Here is a 17,867-nt window from a genome sequence, read left to right as displayed (position 1 = left end):
CACGTGGCGCAGGATCCGCCCGGCCCCTACTTCTTTTCGCTGTCCAGGAACGTCTGGAAGGCGTCCTGGGCCGAGTCGGCGGCGGCGGACGCGTCTGCGCCCGTGATGGTGGCGACGATCGGCGCGCCCACGATTTCGCGGGCCTTGCCTACCGTGACAACCTCGGGACGGTCATGTCCGATGCCGGTCTTGGCGCTGGCGGCAATGGCGTCCGCAAGATCCTTCGGGTAGGTCGAGGTTCCCGCAGGATCGGACCAGACGGAGGCGCGGGGTCCGGGGACACCAGCCTTCTGTGCGGCCAGGGTCCGTTCCTTGCTCGTGGCCCACTGGATGAACTTCCAGGCGTTGTCCTGGTTGCTCGAGGCCTGGTTCACGGCCAGGCCCCAGGACGGGATGTTGTACGGCTTGGAACCTGCCGGGCCCGCGGGCAGGGCGGCGAAACCGACCGTGTCAGCAACCTTGGACTTGGCCGGATCGGTGGCGTTCTTGTAGAGCGAGTCGGCTTCGGTGTAGAAGGCGGCCTTGCCCTGGGTGAAGATGGCCATCGCCTCGGGCCAGCTCATGTCCGTGCTGACGTTGGCCGGACCGTAGTTCTTGATCAGGCCGCCGTAGAAGGCGTAGGCCTTCTTGGCAGCGTCGGAGTTGACGGCGGACTTGCCGCTGGAATCGGTGAAGTCGCCACCGAAGCTGTACAGGAAGCTGGAGAACTGGGTGACGGCGGCGGACTTGCCGGTGCGGGCCACGAAACCGGCGGTATCCGGCGAGGACGCTTTGATCGCCTTGGCTGCGGCCTCGAGCTCGTCCATGGTCTTGGGGACCTGGAGTCCGGCGGCCTGCAGCAGGTCCTTGCGGTAGTACAGCACTTCGCGTTCGGTGATGATCGGGACGCCCACGACCTTGCCGTCAACGGTGGAGGCCTTGACCGGGCCCTCCTGGTAATCCTTCCAGTCCCAAGTGGCGTCCGAGGACACCTTGGACGTCAGGTCCGCGAGGTAGCCGTTCTTTGCGAACGCCTTGCCCTCCTGCAGCGGGCGGTACATCATGACGTCGATCTCGTCGCTGCCTGCGTTGAGCTTGACGTTGTACTGATCCGAGAGCTGGTCTTCACCGAGCTGGGTCAGTTCGACCTTGAGGCCGCTTGCCTTTTCGAATTCCGGGATGGCTGCCTTGATGCCTTCGGTCCAGACGTGGTTGGCCAGCGTGACCCGGACGGTGCCCGCTGCCTTCGCATCGCTGCTGCCTCCGCCGCCGCCGCCACAGGCGGTCAGGCCCAGTGACATGGCCGCAGCAACGGCCGCGTACTTCACAATTGAACGCCGCTTCATTACGACTCCCTTGCTTTTCAGGGCCGGCGGTGCTCGCCCGGCCATCCGCACATGCATCTTTACATCTGCTCTGAAAGCGATCATAGATAAATAAAGCAGACATAGACAAGACCCTAGGGCACACCCGTATGATTTATTCATGAAATCCCCGAAGGCGGAGACCTCAGCCGACCTGCACTCCGTGCTGGTCGACACTTTGGGGTTTGCCATCGCCGAGGGGTCCCTGGCGCCGCACTCCATCCTGCGGCTGGATGAACTTGAGACCCAGCACAACGTGTCCCGCTCAGTTGTCCGTGAGGCCACCCGGGTTCTGTCGTCCAAAGGCATGCTGGAGTCACGGCGGCGGCTGGGAACGGTGGTGCAGCCGGAAGAGTGCTGGAATCTCTATGACCCGCAGGTCATCCGCTGGCGCCTCGCCTCGCCCCGGCGGCTGGAGCAGCTGCGGGCGCTCAACGAACTGCGCGGCGCGATCGAACCGCAGGCTGCTCGGCTTGCCGCTGAGCGCGCTTCCTGGGATGCCGGCAGCGGCCTCGTGTCCCAGGCGGCCCGGCTGTGGGCAGCGGGCCAGCGCGGCGACCGGGACGAGTTCCTCCGGCTGGACATCGAGTTCCACGCCGCGGTGCTCCAGGCTTCGGGCAACCCCATGTTTTCCCAGCTGCACAACCTGGTGGCCGAGGTGCTGACCGGCCGTACCGAACACGGCCTCATGCCGCAGCTGCCGCAGCACGAGGCCCTGCAGCTGCACGTGGACGTGGCCAGCGCTATTCAGCGCGGCGAGGCCAGTGCCGCGCATGCCGCCATGAGCCGAATTGTGGAGCAGTCCACCGAGGAAATGGGTGACATCTGGTCCAGCCACCACCAGGCACAGGCGATGTGACCCTCAGCGGCCGCCGTGGAGTTCCGGCTCCTTTCCAGGATCGGGCTGGGGGTCAGTCTTCCGTGGGGGTCGTGCGGAGCGGGTGGTAGCTCCGCCAGCTGTGCTCCGGGGCGAAACCCAACATGCGCCTGGCCTTATCGATCGAAAGCATGGTCTCGTGCTCGCCAAGGTCCTTGACCACTTTCACGTCCGGGAACACTTCCGCGGCGAGGCTGGTGCTCGACCGGCCCATCACAGTGTCGGCGTTCGCGATGATGAATGCCTCGAACCCCGGCTTTGCGTGCTGCAGGGCGAGGGCAACCGCCTGGGCGCCGTCGCGGCCGTCGATGTAGCCCCAGAGGTTCCACTTCCGCAGCGTTGCGTCCGAGTCGAAGGAAGGGAAGTCCTCGTAGTCGTCCGGGTCGGTGACATTGGAGAAGCGCAGGCCCGTGATGCTGAGCTCGGGGTCCCAGCGGGTGAGCTGGATGGCCATCTGCTCCTCAAGGTGCTTGACCAGCGAGTATGTGCTTTCCGGGCGGGCGGGGTATTCCTCGTCGACGGGGATGTACGGCGGGTCGACGTCGAACGGCAGTCCCAGGACCGTCTCGCTCGAGGCGTAGACGATCGTCTTGATTCCGGCCCGGCGGGCCGCCTGAAACACGTTGTAGGTGGCCAGCATGTTGTTTTCGAACGTGACGGCGTCGGGGGCCAGCCCCGGGGCAGGAATCGCGGCCAGGTGCACCACGGCGTCAAAACCGCTGGGGCGGTCCTCCAGGCCGAGGAACACATCGACCACGTGGCCGTAGTTGCGCAGGTCCACTTCGGTGAAGCCGGGCCCGCGGTGTCCGGTGCGGTCCAGGTTAGTGACTGTGTGGCCGTCGTCGCGCAGCCGGCGCACAACGCTCCGGCCCAGCTTTCCGCTGCCTCCGGTTACAACAATTCTCATCAGGGTCTCCTCTGGGCCGGGTGGTCGGTTCCACCTTAGAACGGTGGCTGCAGAACAGTGGCTGCCGCCACGCGGCCCCTAGGTCTGCGTCGGCGTCTCCGCAGCGGAGTCGAGGTATTCCATGAACCAGTCCCGGGCGAGGATGGCGGCTGCCGCCAGCGTGCCCGTTTCCTCAAAGAGGTGGGTGGCGCCCTGCACCACGGCCAGCTGGTTGGGGCAGCGCATCAGGGACTTCGCCTTCCGGTTGAGCTCCAGCACCTCGTAGTCGAGGCTTCCGACAATCAGCAGGGTCGGCGCCCGCACGGCCGAAAGCCGCGGTCCGGCGAGGTCGGGCCGGCCGCCGCGCGAGACGACGGCGGAGACCCTGGAGACAGGCTCGGAGGCGGCCCACAGGGCAGCCCCGGCGCCGGTGCTCGCACCAAGGTAACCGGCCCTGCAGGACGCGGTGTCTTCCCTCGTGCCCAGCCAGTCTGTGGCGGAGGACAGCCGGCGGGCCAGCAATTCGATGTCGAAGACGTTGGCGCGGTTGTGTTCCTCCCCCGGGGTCAGCAGGTCCAGCAGCAGGGTGCCCAGGCCCGCCTGCTGGAGCACACCCGCCACAAACCGGTTCCGCGGACTGTGCCGGCTGCTGCCGCTGCCGTGTGCGAACAGGACAACCCCCCGCATCGGCACAGGAAGGTGCAGCTGGCCCTGGAGCCGGACGCCCCGGGACGGTATCTCCACCTCCCCGTCAAATTCCGCCGGTGCGAAACCGCCGTCGGCAGCATCGTCTCGGTCCCAGGGGGCGGAGTCCTGCACCCGTCTGGCGGCCGCGTCCAGCAGCTGCACGACTTCCTCGTCTTCGGTCGGTGAAAAGTCCCGGTAGTGGTATCCGACGGCGGAAAAGTGCCGCGGTGTTGCCAGGCAGACCACTTCGTCCGGCTCGGTCAGGGCTCCGAGCGTGTCCGCGGGGGCCACGGGGACGGCCAGAACCACCCGCGCGGCGCCGAGCCGCCGTGCGATTCGGCAGGCAACCCGGGCGGTGGATCCCGTGGCGATCCCGTCATCCACGATCACCGCGATGCGGCCGGTGAGGTCCCGCCGGCTCCGTCCCTTCCGGAACTGCACCACCCGGTTCTCCAGCACGGCCCGTTCGCGCGCCTCGACAGCCTCCAGCTCCTTTTCGGAGATCTGGGACTGCGCGAGCACACGTTGTTCCAGCACGCGCGTTCCGCCTTCACCGATGGCGCCCATGGCAAGTTCCGGCTGGTACGGGAGACCCAGTTTCCGGACCACAATCACGTCCAGGGGTGCGTCGAGCGCGACAGCAACCTCGGAAGCGACGGGAACCCCGCCGCGCGGCAACCCCAGGACCACGATGTCCTGTCCGCGCAGTTTCCTGAGTTGCCGCCCCAGCTGCCGGCCGGCGTCGACCCTGTCCTCGAAAATGCTCATCGCAAGGCTTCCCACGTGAGAGGTCAGCCGTCAAGGCCTCCTCGCGGAAAGGGCACCACAGTCAGGACACCAAAGTCAGGGGAGGGAGCGGACGGCCTCTCCTCCACTATGGGTCCGGAGCCCGGGAGCAGGTGAGGGCCATAATGCCCGGATTGGAAAGGCGCCCGGTGTCGGTCCTCCGGGCACCGTTCCGAGCCGAATGAAGAAAGCCGCCGCTCGCCGTATATAATTTTTTTCGGTCCTGCAGCGGGCCGGTTTGGATTGTCCATCGATCCGGTTGACCGCTGCCCCTTTTACCGCCGCTTGCCGCAGGCGGAAGTGCCGCCCGCCGCATCGACTGAACCTGAGTGAAACGGTGCGAAGAAAACAGTGGCCAGCGAGTCAACGGCAACCTCCGAAGACGAAACATCCCTTGATGCATCCTCGATCAACCAGTTCCTGCACGAGCTGGTGCTCAACAGCGCCGACGTGGAGGAGTTTCTGCGCAAACTGGCGAAGGTCTCCGCCCGGAGCCTGTCTGAACCCGGGGACGAGATTCTCTGCGGCATCACCCTCCTGCGGCGTCGGAAGGCGGCCACGGTTGCCAGCAGCAGTCCCGCCGCCCAGGCGATGGATGAGATCCAGTACGCCTTTGGCGACGGCCCCTGCATGACGGCCTCCCGGGAGCAGGAAACGGTCCACGTTCCCGACCTGGACGCCGAGGACCGCTGGCCGCAGTACGCCGCGACGGTCCGGGAGCAGGGCGTCCGCTCCATCCTGGCGCTGCCGTTCCTGCTCGACGGAGATACCCGTGCCGCACTCAACCTTTATTCACACCGGCCCGGCCGTTTCGACGCCAGGGCCGTGGAACTGGCCCGCGACTTCGTGAACCAGACGTCCATGGCGCTCCGCCTCGCGGTCCGGATTGCTCATTCCAGCGAGACCGCGGCGAATCTGCTGGCCACGCTCGAAACGCGCACGGGCATCGACGTCGCGGTGGGCATCATCATGGCGCAGAACCGTTGCAGCCAGGACGAGGCGTTCGAGCTGCTCAAGTCGGCCTCCAGCGCGCGCAACGTCAAGCTGCAGGTCGTGGCGGCAGGCGTCCTGGAGTCGTTGGGCCAGGGGCCCGCCCGCACGCACTTCGATTCTTAGTCGGCCGGCTTTCTCAGGCGCCGGCTTTCTCAGGCGGCGGTCTCCGCCAGGATGGTGCGGATGGTGTCCTGGTGGCTCAGGATACGGAAATGACCGCCGGTCTGCAGCTGGATGTTCCGGGCACCGGGGAGCACGCTGCCTTCGGGGATGTGCGGATCGAAAAGCCCGTAAACGGAGACAATGCGTTCGTTGATGCGCTCCTCGCGGGCGAGCTGCAGCGTGACCGCGTTCCGCGGCGAAAAAGCCCGCAGACTGGGAAGGAGCATGAACGCCGCGTACCTCGAACCCGAAAAGGGCGTACACACGGCCACCATGCCGGCCACCCTCGCCTCAGGGTCCAGGGACATCATGGTGTACTTGCCGATCAGCCCGCCTTTGCTGTGCGCCACGATCATCACGTCTTCCAGGCCCTGCTCGCGGATGTACCCCGCAATCAGCTCGGCGGCCTTGGGCACCGCGAGCCGGTTCCGCTGCAGCAGCGTCACCACGTGCACCGGGTGCCCGGCCTCGTGCAGCTGCCGGACCAGCGGCAGCATGAAGCGCCAGTCCTCGTAGATACCGGGAATCACGACGACGGGACGGCCGGTGCCGGTGAGGAATTCATCCGCTTGGGTCCGGGAAAATGCGCTGCGCACCTGCCGGACGGCGGCGTAGAGATAGTCCTGCGCCCACCAGCGGGCCGCCTGCAGGGCCCCGCTCATGCCTGGAACTCCTGGGATGCCTCGCTGCAAGCGCCCGGCTGCCGGGTGAAGGCGAGGATGGCCTCCGCCACTTCGGCTGAGCGGTTGTGCTGCACGACGTGGCCGCTGCCGGGGAATTCCACGAACCTTCCCCGCGGAGCGCGTTCAATCAGTCGCCGGCACCAGCCTTCGGGCGCCACCGGATCGTTCCCGCCCCGGACCACCAGGACGGGCGCCTCGACAGCAGCCAGCCGTTGTTCCGTGGGGTACTCCATCATGACGCGCAGGTTCTTGAGGTACCACGACGGCCCGCACCGGAGGTAGTCGGTGAAGACGAGGCCGTTGGAGGAGGGGCTTTCAAAAAACAGGCTGTCGCGGCCCAGGGCCAGGGCCTGCTGCGTCACGGTGTTCCGTTCCGTGTCCACCACCGGGCCCATCAGGACCAGGTGCGGTATCCGCCCCGGCTGCTGGATCGCGGCCTCGATGCCGAACTGCACTCCCATCGAATGCCCCACCAGCGTGAATTCAAGGACCCCCAACTGCTCCATTGCCCCGAGGATGTACGAGGCCTGGTCCGCGACCGTGAGGGTGTGCTCGGGTCTGGGCGTGCTGCCGAATCCCGGCAGGTCAATGGAGTAGGTGTCAACGGACTCGGCGAGCTCCCTGTGCAGCCGTTGCAGGTAGCGGTGCGAAACCCCGATCCCGTGGACCAGCACGACGGCGGGCGCGGGCAGCGCCGCGCCGGGGTCGGCGTCTGCAGGGCGGACGCGCGGGCGGCGGGAAGCGTACACGTGGCCGAGATGACCCGCGGCCTCGATTTCAGAGCGGACGGCCCTGGCCATGGTGGACTCATTTCTGTTCAGGACTCTTGGCAGCCTCCAGTAAGCATACTGACCTCTTTGGACCGGCACGGACCGCCGGCCGGTGCGGGTTGCCACCAGAGCGCACAATAGCCGCCCGTCCTGTACGCGGACTGCCGCTGCCTGTAACTTGGGACGGACAGCCCCACGGGGACACGGGCCGCGGGAGCCGCGGCCCGCAACGGGAGGAACTGATGAGCACCGGATCCAAGGAACCAGAGGACATCGTCAAGGACGGCCTTGAGGGTGATACCTCGGCCGGGAACGCCCCGGTACCCCGCCAGGAAGGCCAAGAAGGCCAGGAGTCCACCCTGGAAGGGACCGGCTCCGCCGAAGAGCAGGCCGACCCCGGGTCCCGGGACGCCGACCGGGAGGCCAACAAGGCGGTGGGTCCTGCCGAAGAGCAGGACGCACAGACCGGCGACGACCGCGGCCTCACCACGGATTCAAGTCCGGACTGAGGCCGCCGCCCGCCAGGCTACACGGCGTTTGCGCCGACGTTGACGAGCCAGTCGATGCCGAACTTGTCCTTGCACATCCCGAAGGTGTCACCCCACGGTGCCTTCTCCAGCGGCATCGCTACCGTTCCGCCGTCGGCCAGTTTGTCGAAGTAGCCGCGGAGCTCGGCCTCATCGGACCCGCTGAGGGACACCGAGATGTTATTGCCTGGCGTGAAGTCCATCCCGTTCGGAGTATCGGCACCCATCAGCACCATGCCCTTTTCGGTGGTGAGCATAGCGTGCATGATCTTGTCCTGCTCGGACGCGTCCTCGCTGGCGTGGAACTCGCCGAAGGTGCTCATGCTCAGTTCACCACCGAACACCGTTTGGTAGTAGGTCATCGCTTCTTTCGCGTTGTCGCGGAAGCTTAAGTAGGGATTGAGCGTGGTCATGTCCTGGACTCCTAGCGGCCTTGGGGCGCCCCCACGACGCGCAAGGCCTCGGCGGGGCGGGTGCAGTTACAGGGCATATCCTGCCCCAGATCGGGCGGTCTGGGTAGGGGTCCACCCAAGCCTCCGTGGCGGTTCAGGCAGTCTGCCCGGCGTGCTCCCCCTCTTCGATCTCTTCAAGCATTTTGTCGTTGAACGCAGCAAGATCTCCGGGGTTCCGGCTGGTCACGAGCCCCTGGTCAACCACCACTTCCTCGTCGCTCCAGTTGGCTCCGGCGTTCTTCAGGTCTGTCTGCAGGGTGTGGTACGAGGTGACGCTCCGGCCGCTGACTACGCCGGCGTCGATCAGCAGCCATGGTCCGTGGCAGATCGATGCCACCGGCTTGTGCTGCTCGAAAAACGCGCGGGCGAAGGCCTGGGCGTCCTTGTCCACGCGGAGGTGGTCGGCGTTGACGACGCCGCCGGGGATCACCAGTGCATGGAAGTCGGCAGCGTCGGCCTCGGCCACCGTGAGGTCAACGTCGAAGGTTTCGCCTTTCTCGGTGCCGTCGTAGCCCTGCAGCTTGCCGCTCTTGGGCGCCACTAGGGTGGGTTGGCCACCGGCTTCCTTGACGGCATTCCAGGGGCTGGTGAGCTCCACCTGTTCGACGCCGTCCGTCAGCAGAAACGCGACCCTCTTGCCTGCAATGTTGTGCTCTGACATGTGTCCTCCTCGTGCCGGGCGGGGTCCAGAGGGCGGCATGCCACTTAAGTGCCCCCGCGGAAACTGTTACGGCTTACGTTTTCCACTCTAGACGTAGTTCCCGCGGGGTTGCGCAGGAAAAACCGGCGAAAAAATTCGACCGGAGCCCCTTGAAAACCTCCCCTGCCGGTGCTAGAAAATCTGTATCAGCCAATACAGATCGGCTGATAAGGATGATGTGTTGGACCGTCTCTTCGAGGAGGGAAGCCATGTTGATGCGAACCGATCCGTTCCGCGAGCTGGACAGGCTGGCCCAGCAGGTCCTCGGCACGGCAGCGCGGCCGGCGGCGATGCCGATGGATGCTTGGCAGGAGGACAAGGAATTTGTGGTGGCCTTCGATCTGCCCGGGGTGAACGTGGATTCAGTTGACCTGGATCTGGACCGCAATGTCCTGACGGTGAGGGCCGAACGGCCCGATCCGGCGGGCAAGGACACTGAATTAATCGCTTCGGAGCGGCCGCGCGGCGTGTTCAGCCGCCAGCTGATCCTAGGGGAGAACCTCGACACCGAGAATGTAAAGGCAACCTACGACGGCGGTGTCCTTACTCTGCGGATCCCGGTCGCCGCGAAGGCCGAGCCGCGCAAGATCGAGATAGGAACCAAGGGGGCACAGCGCGAGGTCGCTGCCTAGTTCCCCAGAGGACCAGGAGGTCCGGACGCTCTGATGACTGCCTATTTGGGGCGAATTGCCACTTTGTGCACGCCACAGCGCCAGACAGCGCACCGGCAGCAAGCGAACGGCACCTTCGGGTAAAGCGGCCCCCGGCACTGCCGGGGGCCGTCTCCACACCCCCGCACCCCAGGGCACGCGGCCTCCCGCTCGTAGCGACGTGGGCGCGGTTCACCGCCGCTCTGGCCACCGGGCGTGCGCCTCACTACGCTGGCGGGAGGACGCTACCGAAGAAAGCAGGCCAGTTATGGACGAACAGGACATCCTCAATCGGATCTCAGCCCTGGTGGAAGAGGAGCAGACGCTACGGGAGAAGGCACCGTCCTCCTCGCCGGATTACGAGCATGGCCCCGACAATGAGCGGCTGAAGCGGCTGGAAGAGGACCTGGACCAGGCTTGGGACCTCCTCCGGCAGCGGCGGGCGAAGCGCCAGTATGGGGAGAACCCGGACGAAGCGTCTCCGCGGCCTGTGAAGCAGGTGGAGGACTACGAAAACTGACGCCCGGGACCCCCGGGCGCGTAATCTTCAGACTGTGGACGTTGTCGAATTCCTGTCGCAGCGGATCGCCGAAGACGAGGCCGCGGCGCTGAATCTGCTCAACGACAGGTCACTCTCCAAGTCCGGCGAATGGTACGAACGCCGTGTCCTGCTGGAATGCGAGGCCAAGAAAAGGCTTATCGGCATCGTCGAATCGGCCCGCCAGGCCGCACTCGCGGCGATGGTCAGGGATTCCGACGGCGATTCCCCGTGGAGTCCGCAGGCCATCGAGTGGACAACACGCTCCCTTAACGCCCTCGCCTTGCCTTATTTGGACCACCCTGATTTTCAACAGCGCTGGCTGCAGCTGTAGGTGGGGCCGGCGTCCGCCCCGGCGGCGGATGCGGAACGCCGCCCGTCCACCGGCCCGTCGAGCCGGATCCTGCCTCTTTTTTACCGGCCGCAACGCTGTCCAAGGTTTTTCAAAGGGCCTACCATACGGAGAGGGGGGCACTCGATAGCGAAGACGCTTCATGGGAGGCCACAATGTACAGCCAAGCCCGCGGTCATTTTGCGCAGTTCCGAGCATCATCGGCGGCGCCGCCGCGGCGGTGTTGGAATTCGGCCTATCCGCCCACGGGAGGGGTGCTGCGCCGTCGGGTGCTGGGGATTCTTGCCGGAATCGGATTGGCTGTGGGCGGGGGCGTAGTTGCCGCGGCGCCGTCACTCGGCGCAGGGACGGAGCAGAGCTATATCGTGGTCCTCAAAGACACGGTGCCGGATGCTTCCGCTGCTGCGGTTGCCCACGAGGGCAAGTACGGCGTCAGGGCGGCCAGGGTCTACAGCCACGCGGTGAGCGGATATGCCGGCACCATGACAGCGTCCGAGGCGCAGGCGGTCGCGGTGGATCCGGAGGTCGACTTCGTCACGATGAGCCGTACCTTTGCCACACCCGACGACCCCGTTCCGTCCGACGCCCAGGTCGCCCCGTTCTGGTGGCTGCGAATCGGCGGGACCGTGGATGAGGCCAAGAAACAGGCCGTGGGAGGGGTTGCCGGCACCGCAAAGGCGGAGGATTCGGTCGACGTGAACGTGGCCGTCATTGACAGCGGGATCGACGGCGCCCACCCGGACCTCAACGTGCGTGGAGGCGTTGACTGCACCTCGGGCACCCCGGTCAAGGTGGCCCCCGTCGACAAACTCGGTCATGGCACTTCGGTGGCCGGCATCATTGGAGCCCGTAACAACGACCTCGGGATCATCGGCACTGCTCCGGGCACACCGCTGTGGTCCGTCCGGGTGGTGGACGACAACGAGGTGATCACCGAGGAAAGCCTGATTTGTGCCATCGACTGGGTGACTTCTACCCGAAAGGACGATGACCACAGCAACGACATTGAGGTGGCCAACATCAGCATCGGCGGGCCCGGCAGCAACACTCCCAACTGCGGAAAGGGCACGGATCCGATGCATTACGCGATCTGCCGCTCGGTCCGGGCAGGGGTCGCCTACGCAGTCGCCGCCGGAAACTCCCACGCAGACCTCGCCGGGACGGTACCCGCCGCCTATCACGAGGTGCTCACCGCGACAGCGATGGCAGACTTTGACGGCCGTCCCGGCGGTGTGGCCGCGCCGCTCTGCGGAGCCGAGAACTGGGCGAGTGCCGGACAACGTGACGACCAGCCGGCCTTCTTCTCGAATTTCGCCACGCACTCCAGCGACAAGCGCCATACCGTCGCGGCGCCGGGTGTCTGCATGTTGTCCACCGCGCCGGGTGGTTACAGCGTGAACCACGGAACAAGCTTCGCGAGCCCCGCGGTGGCAGGATCGGTAGCCCGGTGCATCAGCCTGGACTCCTGCCGCGGCTCGGGCAAAGAAGTGATGGAGGACTTCCTTGACCAGGCAGAGAGCGTTAACAAGGAGGACCACGACCTTGGCTTCGAGGGTGATCCGATCCGCCCCGAAGGGGCGCGGTACTACGGCTATCTGACCCAACTGGCCAAGCTCTGAACGGGGCCCCTTATGAGCAGCCGTTAACATTCCTGAAACATGACCGGAACGTGATCTTCACGCCGGAGCATTTCCCGTAACATCCCTGCAACCTTCCTTCCCACTGTCGGAAACACGGACCCGGGAGCATTGAAGCCGGACTGGGGGCCGGCGGAGATGCACGCCGGTACGCGAAGTGGAGAAGGGACGGCACGTGGAACTCACTGCGGGAAATGTCTGGATGCTGGTGTCGGCGGGGCTCGTCCTGCTGATGACCCCGGCACTGGGCCTCTTTTACGGCGGTATGACCCGGGCTAAAGCCTCCCTCAACATGATCATGATGAGTTTCGTGTCTGCGGGAATCGTCGGCGTCGTCTGGGTCCTCTGGGGCTATTCGATGACCAGCGGCAACGGCGTCCTGGGGATCTTCGGGAATCCGTTCGCCAGCTTCGGCCTGCAGAGCCTCCTCGGTTCACCGGATCTGATCAAGGCCGGTTACGGCGCAACCTTTGCCATCATCACCGTGGCGCTGATCAGCGGCGCCATTGCCGACCGGGCCAAGTTCACCTCCTGGGTTCTCTTTGTGCCCATCTGGATCACGGCTGTCTACTGCCCGCTCGCCTTCATGGTGTGGGGCGGGGGCCTGATGAGCCAGCACGGGGCGGTCAGCGCGCTCTTCGGCCAGGTGATCGACTTCGCCGGCGGGACAGTGGTTGAGATCAGCTCGGGCACGGCCGCACTGGTCCTGGTCCTGATTCTGGGCAACCGCCATGGCTTCGGCAAGGATGCGTCCCACCGCCCGCACAACATCCCCTTCATCATGCTGGGCGCCGGCATACTTTGGTTCGGCTGGTTCGGGTTCAACGCAGGCGCAGCCGCCACGGCCGAGCAGGCCGGTTTGATCTGGATCAACACCATGGCTGCCCCGGCCGCCGCCATGCTCAGCTGGCTGGTCACGGAAAAAATCCGCCACGGCCACCCCACCTCCCTCGGCGCCGCGTCCGGCGTCGTCGCCGGCCTCGTTGCCATCACCCCCTCCTGCGCCAACATCAGCCCCGTCGCCGCCCTCGGCCTGGGTTTGCTGGCCGGCGCGGCCTGCGCCATCTTCGTGGACCTGAAGTACCGCTACGGGTTTGACGACTCGCTCGACGTCGTAGGCGTTCACCTCGGCGGCGGCCTGATCGGCACGGTCGCTCTGGGCTTCATCGCTTTGCCAGTCGACGGGGCCGGCGGAGGGCTGTTGTACGGTGGCGGCATCCAGCAGCTGGTTGCGCAGCTGGTTGCCGTCGTCATCACCGTGGTGCTGTCCGCGCTGGGAACGGCCATCATTGGAACTGCAATTCAGAAGACCGTCGGCTTCCGGGTCAGCCATGAGGACGAGATTGCCGGAGTGGACCGCTCCGAACACGCCGAGAGCGCCTACGACTTCGCCGATCTGGGACAAAGCCGCTTCAACCCCTTCGGACACCACGTACAGGCCCACCCGGTCCGGACGGCGCCGGCCCAGGCTGCGGTTCCGGCCCAGGAGGCCGCGTCCGCCCAACGGGAGAACCAGGAAAGCCTCGTCTAGGAATGCCTGACGCACCCCCGGCGGCTGGAGCTCCCTCCTGACCTGAGGGAAGATAGCCCAATGGAAGTCGCCTTGGGACTGGTGGTTCTCGTCGCGGTAGTCTGTGCCGGGAGCGCCCTGGGCCGGAAGCTCAATGTTTCCGTCCCGCTGCTCCTCGTCCTCGCGGGTGTCGCGGGGTCCTTTCTCCCGTTCGTCCCCCGGATCGAGCTGAATCCCGAACTGGTCCTCGTGGGGCTCCTGCCGCCGTTGCTCTACGCCGCGGCGCTGCGGATTTCCCTGTACGACTTCGGTTCCAACCGGCGCGCCATCGGCCTGCTCTCCGTCGGCTACGTCATCTTCGGCACCATCACGGTGGGCTTGGTGGTGTGGTGGCTCTTTCCGGAAATCCCGCTGGCTGCAGCCATGGCCCTCGGCGCCGTGGTGGCCCCGCCGGATGCGGTGGCTGCCACGGCGATCGCCCGCAAGGTCGGCATGCCGCGGAGGATTGTCAGCATCCTCGAGGGCGAGTCGCTCGTCAACGACGCAACCGCGCTCGTGTGCTTGAGAGCGGCCATCGCAGCGTTGTCGGGGTCTGTCTCCGTGGGGCGGATCGCCGGTGACTTCCTGGTTGCCGCCGGCGGCGGACTCGCGGTCGGCCTCGCCGCGGCGTACGTTCTCACGCAGTTCCGGAAGCGGATCCGGAACGTCGCGATCAACACCTCGATTTCGCTGATGGCGCCTTTCCTGGCCTACCTTCCTGCCGAGGCCGTGCACGCCTCGGGGGTTCTCGCCGTCGTCGTCACCGGCCTGGTGATGGGGGCGAAGGCGCCGTCCATGCCCAACGGCGCCGCCCGGTTGAGCCAGCGCAGCAACTGGAACACCGTGCAGTTCCTGCTGGAGAATTCCGTGTTCCTGCTGATCGGGCTGCAGGTACGGACCATTATTGACGGGGTCCAGGATGACTCGCTGGGGATGGACCGGATCTGGGCCGGCTGCGCCGTGATCCTGCTGGCCGTGCTGGTGCTTCGGCCGGTCTGGGCGTTCCCCGCGACGTATCTCCCCCGGCTGATCCCTGCCGTGCGCCGCACCGATCCGGCGCCGCCCTGGCAATATGCCGCGATCGTGTCCTGGGCCGGGATGCGCGGGGTGGTGACCCTGGCCGCGGTGCTCGTGCTGCCGGCAGACCTGGAACACCGGTCCGTGCTGATCCTTGCGGCGATGGTGGTGGTGGCGGGCACGCTGACGTTGCAGGGGTTGACGCTCCCGGCGCTGGTCCGGCTGCTCCGGGTACAGGGCCCGGACCCCCGGGAGGACGCGCTGAACCAGGCATCGCTGGTGCAACTGGCCACCGCTGCCGGGGTGGAGCGCCTGGAGGAGCTGCGCGGCGAGAACGATCCTCCGGAGGTCCTGGCGATGCTGAAACGGCGTACCCAGGAGCGCGGCCTTGCGGCCTGGGAACGGCTCGGGCGCCCGTCCGCGGAAGCCGCGACTCCCAGCCAGCGTTATGCGCGGCTTCGCCTGGCCATGCTGGAAGCCGAGCGGGCCACGGTGCTGGAGCTGCGGCGGGGCGGCGAGTACGCCCACGAGATCCTGAGCAACGTCCTGGACCAACTCGACGTCGAAGAGTCAATGCTGGATATCGCGCTGGATGAGCTGGACACCACCGAAGGCGGCGGCGGGGAAGGAATTGCCCGGCCCGGCGGGGTGTGCGCGCACCTTGAGTCCGCGCGCTCCCCCGCCGTCCCCAGCGACGCCTTCTGCGCGGACTGCCGGCGCGAAGGTACGACGACGGTCCATCTCCGGATGTGCCTGTCCTGCGGCACGGTGGGGTGCTGTGATTCATCCCCGGGGACCCACGCCTCGAAGCACTTCGATGCCACGGGACATCCCGTGATGCGAAGCATCGAACCGGGTGAAGACTGGCGGTGGTGCTACGCGGATGACTTGCTCGGGTGACATGTTCCTTGTTCAAGAACCAACCCCCGGGCACCGCAGATGTTCCCGGTGAGTGTCCTGGGAAAAGACGTCCGCCCGGGCCGGCACAGGGCCGGCCCGGGCGGACGTGCACGGTTATTTGCCGGCCGAAATCAGCTCGTTGACTTCGCTCTTCTCGCGGACGCCCCACGTTTCCCGGGTGAGCAGCGCCGCGATGAGCCCGATGGCTCCGCATGCCACGTACACGATTGACACGCCGCTCCAGCCCCAGGCTGCCGCGGTGGCTGCTGCGATCAGGGGGATGAAGCCGGAGATCGCCGCGGAGAACTGGTAGCCGATGGAGGCACCCGAGGTTCGCGTGTTGGCGTGGAACAGCTCGGAGAACCAGCCGCCCTGGGATCCGGCAAGCATGTCGTGGAGGATCGGGAGTCCGATGATGTACACGAGGACAATCAGGAACGGCGCCCCGGTGTTGACCAGCAGGAACATCGGGAACCCGAAGAGGATGATGCCCGCCGAGCCAATGATGTAGAGCTTGCGGCGTCCGATCTTGTCTGTGAGGCCGCCCCACAGGATGGTGGTGACGACGCCCAGGGCTGCTGCCAGCACCAGTCCGGTCAGCCCGATCTGGCGGTCGACGATCTTGTTCGTGGTGATGTAGGAGAGCAGGTAGGTGACGATGACGTAGAAGCCGCCGGATTCCGCCAGCCGCAGGCCGATCACCCGCAGGATGTTGCGCCAGTCGTCCTTGATGACGGTGAGGAGCGGATTCTTGACCAGTTCGCCCTTGGCTTTGGTTTCCTCGAACTCGGGCGATTCGCTGACCTTCAGGCGGATGATGATGCCTGCGATGATCAGGATCGAGCTGGCAAGGAACGGCACGCGCCAGGACCACTCATTGTTCCAGCCGGTGGTGGCGAGGAAGACCAGGTTGGCCAGCAGCAGGCCCAGCGGCACGCCGGCCTGCGGGATCCCCGTGTAACGTCCCCGCTGACGCCAGGGGGCGTGCTCGAAGGTCATCATGATGGCACCGCCCCATTCGGCGCCGAAGGCCAAGCCCTGGATGATCCGGATGGCGACGAGCAGGATCGGGGCCAGGACGCCCACCTGGTCGTAGGTGGGAAGGACGCCGATCAGGAAGGTCGCGGCGCCCATGACGAGCAGGGCACCGACCAGCACCGGGCTTACGGCCGAATTTGTCACCGAGGTAACCGCCGATCAGCCCGCCGAGGGGGCGCATGGCAAACCCGACGGCCAGGGTTGCAAAGGCGAGCAACGTTGCCGCCAGCGGATCCTGGCCCGGGAAGAAGGCCTTGCCGAAGTACAGCGCTGCCGCCGTGCCGTAGGCGAGGAAGTCGTAGTTCTCAATGGTCGTTCCCACGGCGCTGCCGATGGCGACCTTGAGTTTGTCCGGCGAGCCTTGCTCCGCCTGCTTCGAGTGTGACTGCGTAAGAGCGCTCATGTGCGTCCATATCTCCTTCGATATGGGGCCGGGATCATCCCTGCCCCTGCGTGCCGCAGACGCTGTACCAGGTGAGGCCGGGTCCGCCGGCGTCACCGAGGCTGGTTCAGGCCCCGACGTTTCCTATGTTGTAAAAGCTTCGAATGTGGTCTCCCACGCACTGCCTGGCCGCACCCGGCTCACGCCGTTGGAGGGCGTCCAGGATGTCCCGGTGTTCCCGCCGCACCGTGGTGGCCGTTTCTTTCCAGTTCTCCAGCCGGGCGTAGGCTTCAATCATTTGCCGGTTGATGGCGATCCGCAGGGACCCCATCAGGTGCGATGTCAGGGTATTCCCGGTGGATTCGGCGATCCGGACGTGGAAGGCCGCGTCCAGGCGGTTGAACTCGTCCGTGGTGATGTCGGGGTCGTCCATCCGGTCCAGGATCAGGCTAAGTTCCCGGTGGTCCTGCTCGGTGGCCCGCACTGCGGCTTCCTCGCAGCACCAGGTCTCCAAGGCGATCCGGGTTTCGAGGACTTCCATGTGATGAAACTGCCCGAGTGCCAGCTGGAGCTTGAGGAGGTTCACAAAACCGGAACCGGGCTCCCCCACCAGGACAGCCCCGCCGTCGGCGCCGCCGCCGGGGCGGATGTCCACGATGCCGAGCGCTTCCAGTACCCGGAGGGATTCCCGGAGCGATGGCCTGGACACGCCCAGCAGGGCCGCCAGGTCGCGCTCGCTGGGCAGTTTGTCGCCGGCCTTGAGCCTGCCGTCGAGGATCCGCTCCTCGATCTGTGCCATCACTTGTTCGTAGGTACGGACCCGTTGTACGGGTTCCCATGCTTCGGCCGTCATGCGGACCACCCCTTCGATTTCCGGCCGCCAGCCTGCTGCTGGCGGCCCGGCCCTTCCATCGTAGTTGTAGGCCTGACGGTCAGAC

At 66.1% G+C, this 17,867-nt stretch carries 18 protein-coding genes; 9 read left to right on the top strand and 9 right to left on the bottom strand.

All coding sequences use genetic code 11. The features are described from left to right. Positions 1 to 26 precede the first annotated feature (26 nt). Positions 27 to 1,325 carry an ABC transporter substrate-binding protein gene (locus QFZ65_RS04450; protein ID WP_306908439.1) on the bottom strand — a complete coding sequence of 433 codons (1,299 nt, stop codon included), beginning with the start codon at positions 1,323 to 1,325 and terminating at the stop codon, positions 27 to 29. Positions 1,326 to 1,464: 139 nt separating this feature from the next. Here QFZ65_RS04450 and QFZ65_RS04445 point away from each other — a divergent pair, with 139 nt between their 5' ends. Beyond that, on the top strand, positions 1,465 to 2,202 hold the full coding sequence (locus QFZ65_RS04445) for a FadR/GntR family transcriptional regulator (RefSeq protein ID WP_306908438.1): 738 nt from the start codon (positions 1,465 to 1,467) through the stop codon (positions 2,200 to 2,202). Positions 2,203 to 2,254: 52 nt separating this feature from the next. Here the strand turns inward: QFZ65_RS04445 and QFZ65_RS04440 are convergent, their stop codons facing one another. Both QFZ65_RS04440 and QFZ65_RS04435 read right to left on the bottom strand, forming a co-directional pair. Continuing rightward, a complete protein-coding gene (locus QFZ65_RS04440; protein ID WP_306908437.1) occupies positions 2,255 to 3,127 on the bottom strand; it encodes an NAD(P)-dependent oxidoreductase in 873 nt (290 codons plus the stop codon). A 78-nt stretch (positions 3,128 to 3,205) separates the two neighbouring features. Continuing rightward, complete coding sequence (locus tag QFZ65_RS04435; RefSeq protein ID WP_306908436.1) at positions 3,206 to 4,561, bottom strand: phosphoribosyltransferase; 1,356 nt, start codon at positions 4,559 to 4,561, stop codon at positions 3,206 to 3,208. A gap of 369 nt (positions 4,562 to 4,930) precedes the next feature. Here QFZ65_RS04435 and QFZ65_RS04430 point away from each other — a divergent pair, with 369 nt between their 5' ends. Then, positions 4,931 to 5,695: a GAF and ANTAR domain-containing protein gene (locus QFZ65_RS04430; RefSeq protein ID WP_306908435.1), complete on the top strand. Its 765-nt coding sequence runs from the start codon at positions 4,931 to 4,933 to the stop codon at positions 5,693 to 5,695. 29 nt (positions 5,696 to 5,724) lie between these two features. Here the strand turns inward: QFZ65_RS04430 and QFZ65_RS04425 are convergent, their stop codons facing one another. Both QFZ65_RS04425 and QFZ65_RS04420 read right to left on the bottom strand, forming a co-directional pair. Next, positions 5,725 to 6,396 carry a triacylglycerol lipase gene (locus tag QFZ65_RS04425; protein ID WP_306908434.1) on the bottom strand — a complete coding sequence of 224 codons (672 nt, stop codon included), beginning with the start codon at positions 6,394 to 6,396 and terminating at the stop codon, positions 5,725 to 5,727. Then, complete coding sequence (locus QFZ65_RS04420) at positions 6,393 to 7,217, bottom strand: alpha/beta fold hydrolase (RefSeq protein ID WP_306908433.1); 825 nt, start codon at positions 7,215 to 7,217, stop codon at positions 6,393 to 6,395. The genes QFZ65_RS04425 and QFZ65_RS04420 overlap by 4 nt, the downstream gene beginning before the upstream one ends. Before the next feature lie 212 nt (positions 7,218 to 7,429). Between QFZ65_RS04420 and QFZ65_RS04415 the strand changes: the two genes are divergently transcribed. Then, positions 7,430 to 7,696, top strand: a complete 267-nt coding sequence (locus tag QFZ65_RS04415; protein ID WP_306908432.1) for a hypothetical protein — start codon at positions 7,430 to 7,432, stop codon at positions 7,694 to 7,696. Between the two features lie 17 nt (positions 7,697 to 7,713). Here the strand turns inward: QFZ65_RS04415 and QFZ65_RS04410 are convergent, their stop codons facing one another. Together QFZ65_RS04410 and QFZ65_RS04405 are read right to left on the bottom strand one after the other, a co-directional pair. After that, on the bottom strand, positions 7,714 to 8,127 hold the full coding sequence (locus tag QFZ65_RS04410; protein WP_306908431.1) for a VOC family protein: 414 nt from the start codon (positions 8,125 to 8,127) through the stop codon (positions 7,714 to 7,716). A 133-nt stretch (positions 8,128 to 8,260) separates the two neighbouring features. Beyond that, positions 8,261 to 8,827, bottom strand: a complete 567-nt coding sequence (locus QFZ65_RS04405) for a type 1 glutamine amidotransferase domain-containing protein (RefSeq protein ID WP_306908430.1) — start codon at positions 8,825 to 8,827, stop codon at positions 8,261 to 8,263. 248 nt (positions 8,828 to 9,075) lie between these two features. Here QFZ65_RS04405 and QFZ65_RS04400 point away from each other — a divergent pair, with 248 nt between their 5' ends. From QFZ65_RS04400 to QFZ65_RS04375, 6 genes are all read left to right on the top strand, one after another. Beyond that, positions 9,076 to 9,498, top strand: a complete 423-nt coding sequence (locus QFZ65_RS04400) for an Hsp20/alpha crystallin family protein (protein ID WP_306908429.1) — start codon at positions 9,076 to 9,078, stop codon at positions 9,496 to 9,498. 286 nt (positions 9,499 to 9,784) lie between these two features. Further along, on the top strand, positions 9,785 to 10,036 hold the full coding sequence (locus QFZ65_RS04395) for a DUF2630 family protein (protein ID WP_306908428.1): 252 nt from the start codon (positions 9,785 to 9,787) through the stop codon (positions 10,034 to 10,036). 34 nt (positions 10,037 to 10,070) lie between these two features. After that, a complete protein-coding gene (locus QFZ65_RS04390; protein WP_306908427.1) occupies positions 10,071 to 10,388 on the top strand; it encodes a DUF6221 family protein in 318 nt (105 codons plus the stop codon). A 320-nt stretch (positions 10,389 to 10,708) separates the two neighbouring features. Beyond that, positions 10,709 to 12,025, top strand: a complete 1,317-nt coding sequence (locus tag QFZ65_RS04385) for a S8 family serine peptidase (protein WP_306908426.1) — start codon at positions 10,709 to 10,711, stop codon at positions 12,023 to 12,025. Between the two features lie 193 nt (positions 12,026 to 12,218). Then, complete coding sequence (locus QFZ65_RS04380) at positions 12,219 to 13,574, top strand: ammonium transporter (protein WP_306908425.1); 1,356 nt, start codon at positions 12,219 to 12,221, stop codon at positions 13,572 to 13,574. Between the two features lie 60 nt (positions 13,575 to 13,634). Continuing rightward, positions 13,635 to 15,509 carry a Na+/H+ antiporter gene (locus tag QFZ65_RS04375; RefSeq protein WP_306908424.1) on the top strand — a complete coding sequence of 625 codons (1,875 nt, stop codon included), beginning with the start codon at positions 13,635 to 13,637 and terminating at the stop codon, positions 15,507 to 15,509. A gap of 114 nt (positions 15,510 to 15,623) precedes the next feature. On the opposite strand, the gene QFZ65_RS04370 is transcribed toward QFZ65_RS04375, so the two are convergent. Then, on the bottom strand, positions 15,624 to 16,691 hold the full coding sequence (locus QFZ65_RS04370; RefSeq protein ID WP_306908423.1) for an MFS transporter: 1,068 nt from the start codon (positions 16,689 to 16,691) through the stop codon (positions 15,624 to 15,626). Positions 16,692 to 17,056: 365 nt separating this feature from the next. Beyond that, positions 17,057 to 17,782, bottom strand: coding sequence for a FadR/GntR family transcriptional regulator (locus tag QFZ65_RS04365; RefSeq protein WP_306908422.1), 726 nt, complete (start codon positions 17,780 to 17,782; stop codon positions 17,057 to 17,059). Between the last annotated feature and the right edge of the window lie 85 nt (positions 17,783 to 17,867).

It is taken from the genome of Arthrobacter sp. B3I9 (genome assembly GCF_030816935.1).
In the GTDB taxonomy this organism is placed as follows: Bacteria; Actinomycetota; Actinomycetes; order Actinomycetales; family Micrococcaceae; genus Arthrobacter.
The sequence above is the reverse complement of the archived record's forward strand: the minus strand, read 5'-3'. Positions and strand labels throughout refer to the sequence as shown.

Bases quoted from the DNA above. Each gene is read 5' to 3' on its own strand.
- QFZ65_RS04425 (WP_306908434.1), bottom strand. From the start codon at position 6,396: ATGAGCGGGGCCCTGCAGGCGGCCCGCTGGTGGGCGCAGGACTATCTC.
- QFZ65_RS04450 (WP_306908439.1), bottom strand. From the start codon at position 1,325: ATGAAGCGGCGTTCAATTGTGAAGTACGCGGCCGTTGCTGCGGCCATG.
- QFZ65_RS04420 (WP_306908433.1), bottom strand. From the start codon at position 7,217: ATGGCCAGGGCCGTCCGCTCTGAAATCGAGGCCGCGGGTCATCTCGGC.
- QFZ65_RS04395 (WP_306908428.1), top strand. From the start codon at position 9,785: ATGGACGAACAGGACATCCTCAATCGGATCTCAGCCCTGGTGGAAGAG.
- QFZ65_RS04400 (WP_306908429.1), top strand. From the start codon at position 9,076: ATGTTGATGCGAACCGATCCGTTCCGCGAGCTGGACAGGCTGGCCCAG.
- QFZ65_RS04365 (WP_306908422.1), bottom strand. From the start codon at position 17,782: ATGACGGCCGAAGCATGGGAACCCGTACAACGGGTCCGTACCTACGAA.
- QFZ65_RS04445 (WP_306908438.1), top strand. From the start codon at position 1,465: ATGAAATCCCCGAAGGCGGAGACCTCAGCCGACCTGCACTCCGTGCTG.
- QFZ65_RS04375 (WP_306908424.1), top strand. From the start codon at position 13,635: ATGGAAGTCGCCTTGGGACTGGTGGTTCTCGTCGCGGTAGTCTGTGCC.
- QFZ65_RS04405 (WP_306908430.1), bottom strand. From the start codon at position 8,827: ATGTCAGAGCACAACATTGCAGGCAAGAGGGTCGCGTTTCTGCTGACG.
- QFZ65_RS04410 (WP_306908431.1), bottom strand. From the start codon at position 8,127: ATGACCACGCTCAATCCCTACTTAAGCTTCCGCGACAACGCGAAAGAA.
- QFZ65_RS04435 (WP_306908436.1), bottom strand. From the start codon at position 4,561: ATGAGCATTTTCGAGGACAGGGTCGACGCCGGCCGGCAGCTGGGGCGG.
- QFZ65_RS04415 (WP_306908432.1), top strand. From the start codon at position 7,430: ATGAGCACCGGATCCAAGGAACCAGAGGACATCGTCAAGGACGGCCTT.
- QFZ65_RS04440 (WP_306908437.1), bottom strand. From the start codon at position 3,127: ATGAGAATTGTTGTAACCGGAGGCAGCGGAAAGCTGGGCCGGAGCGTT.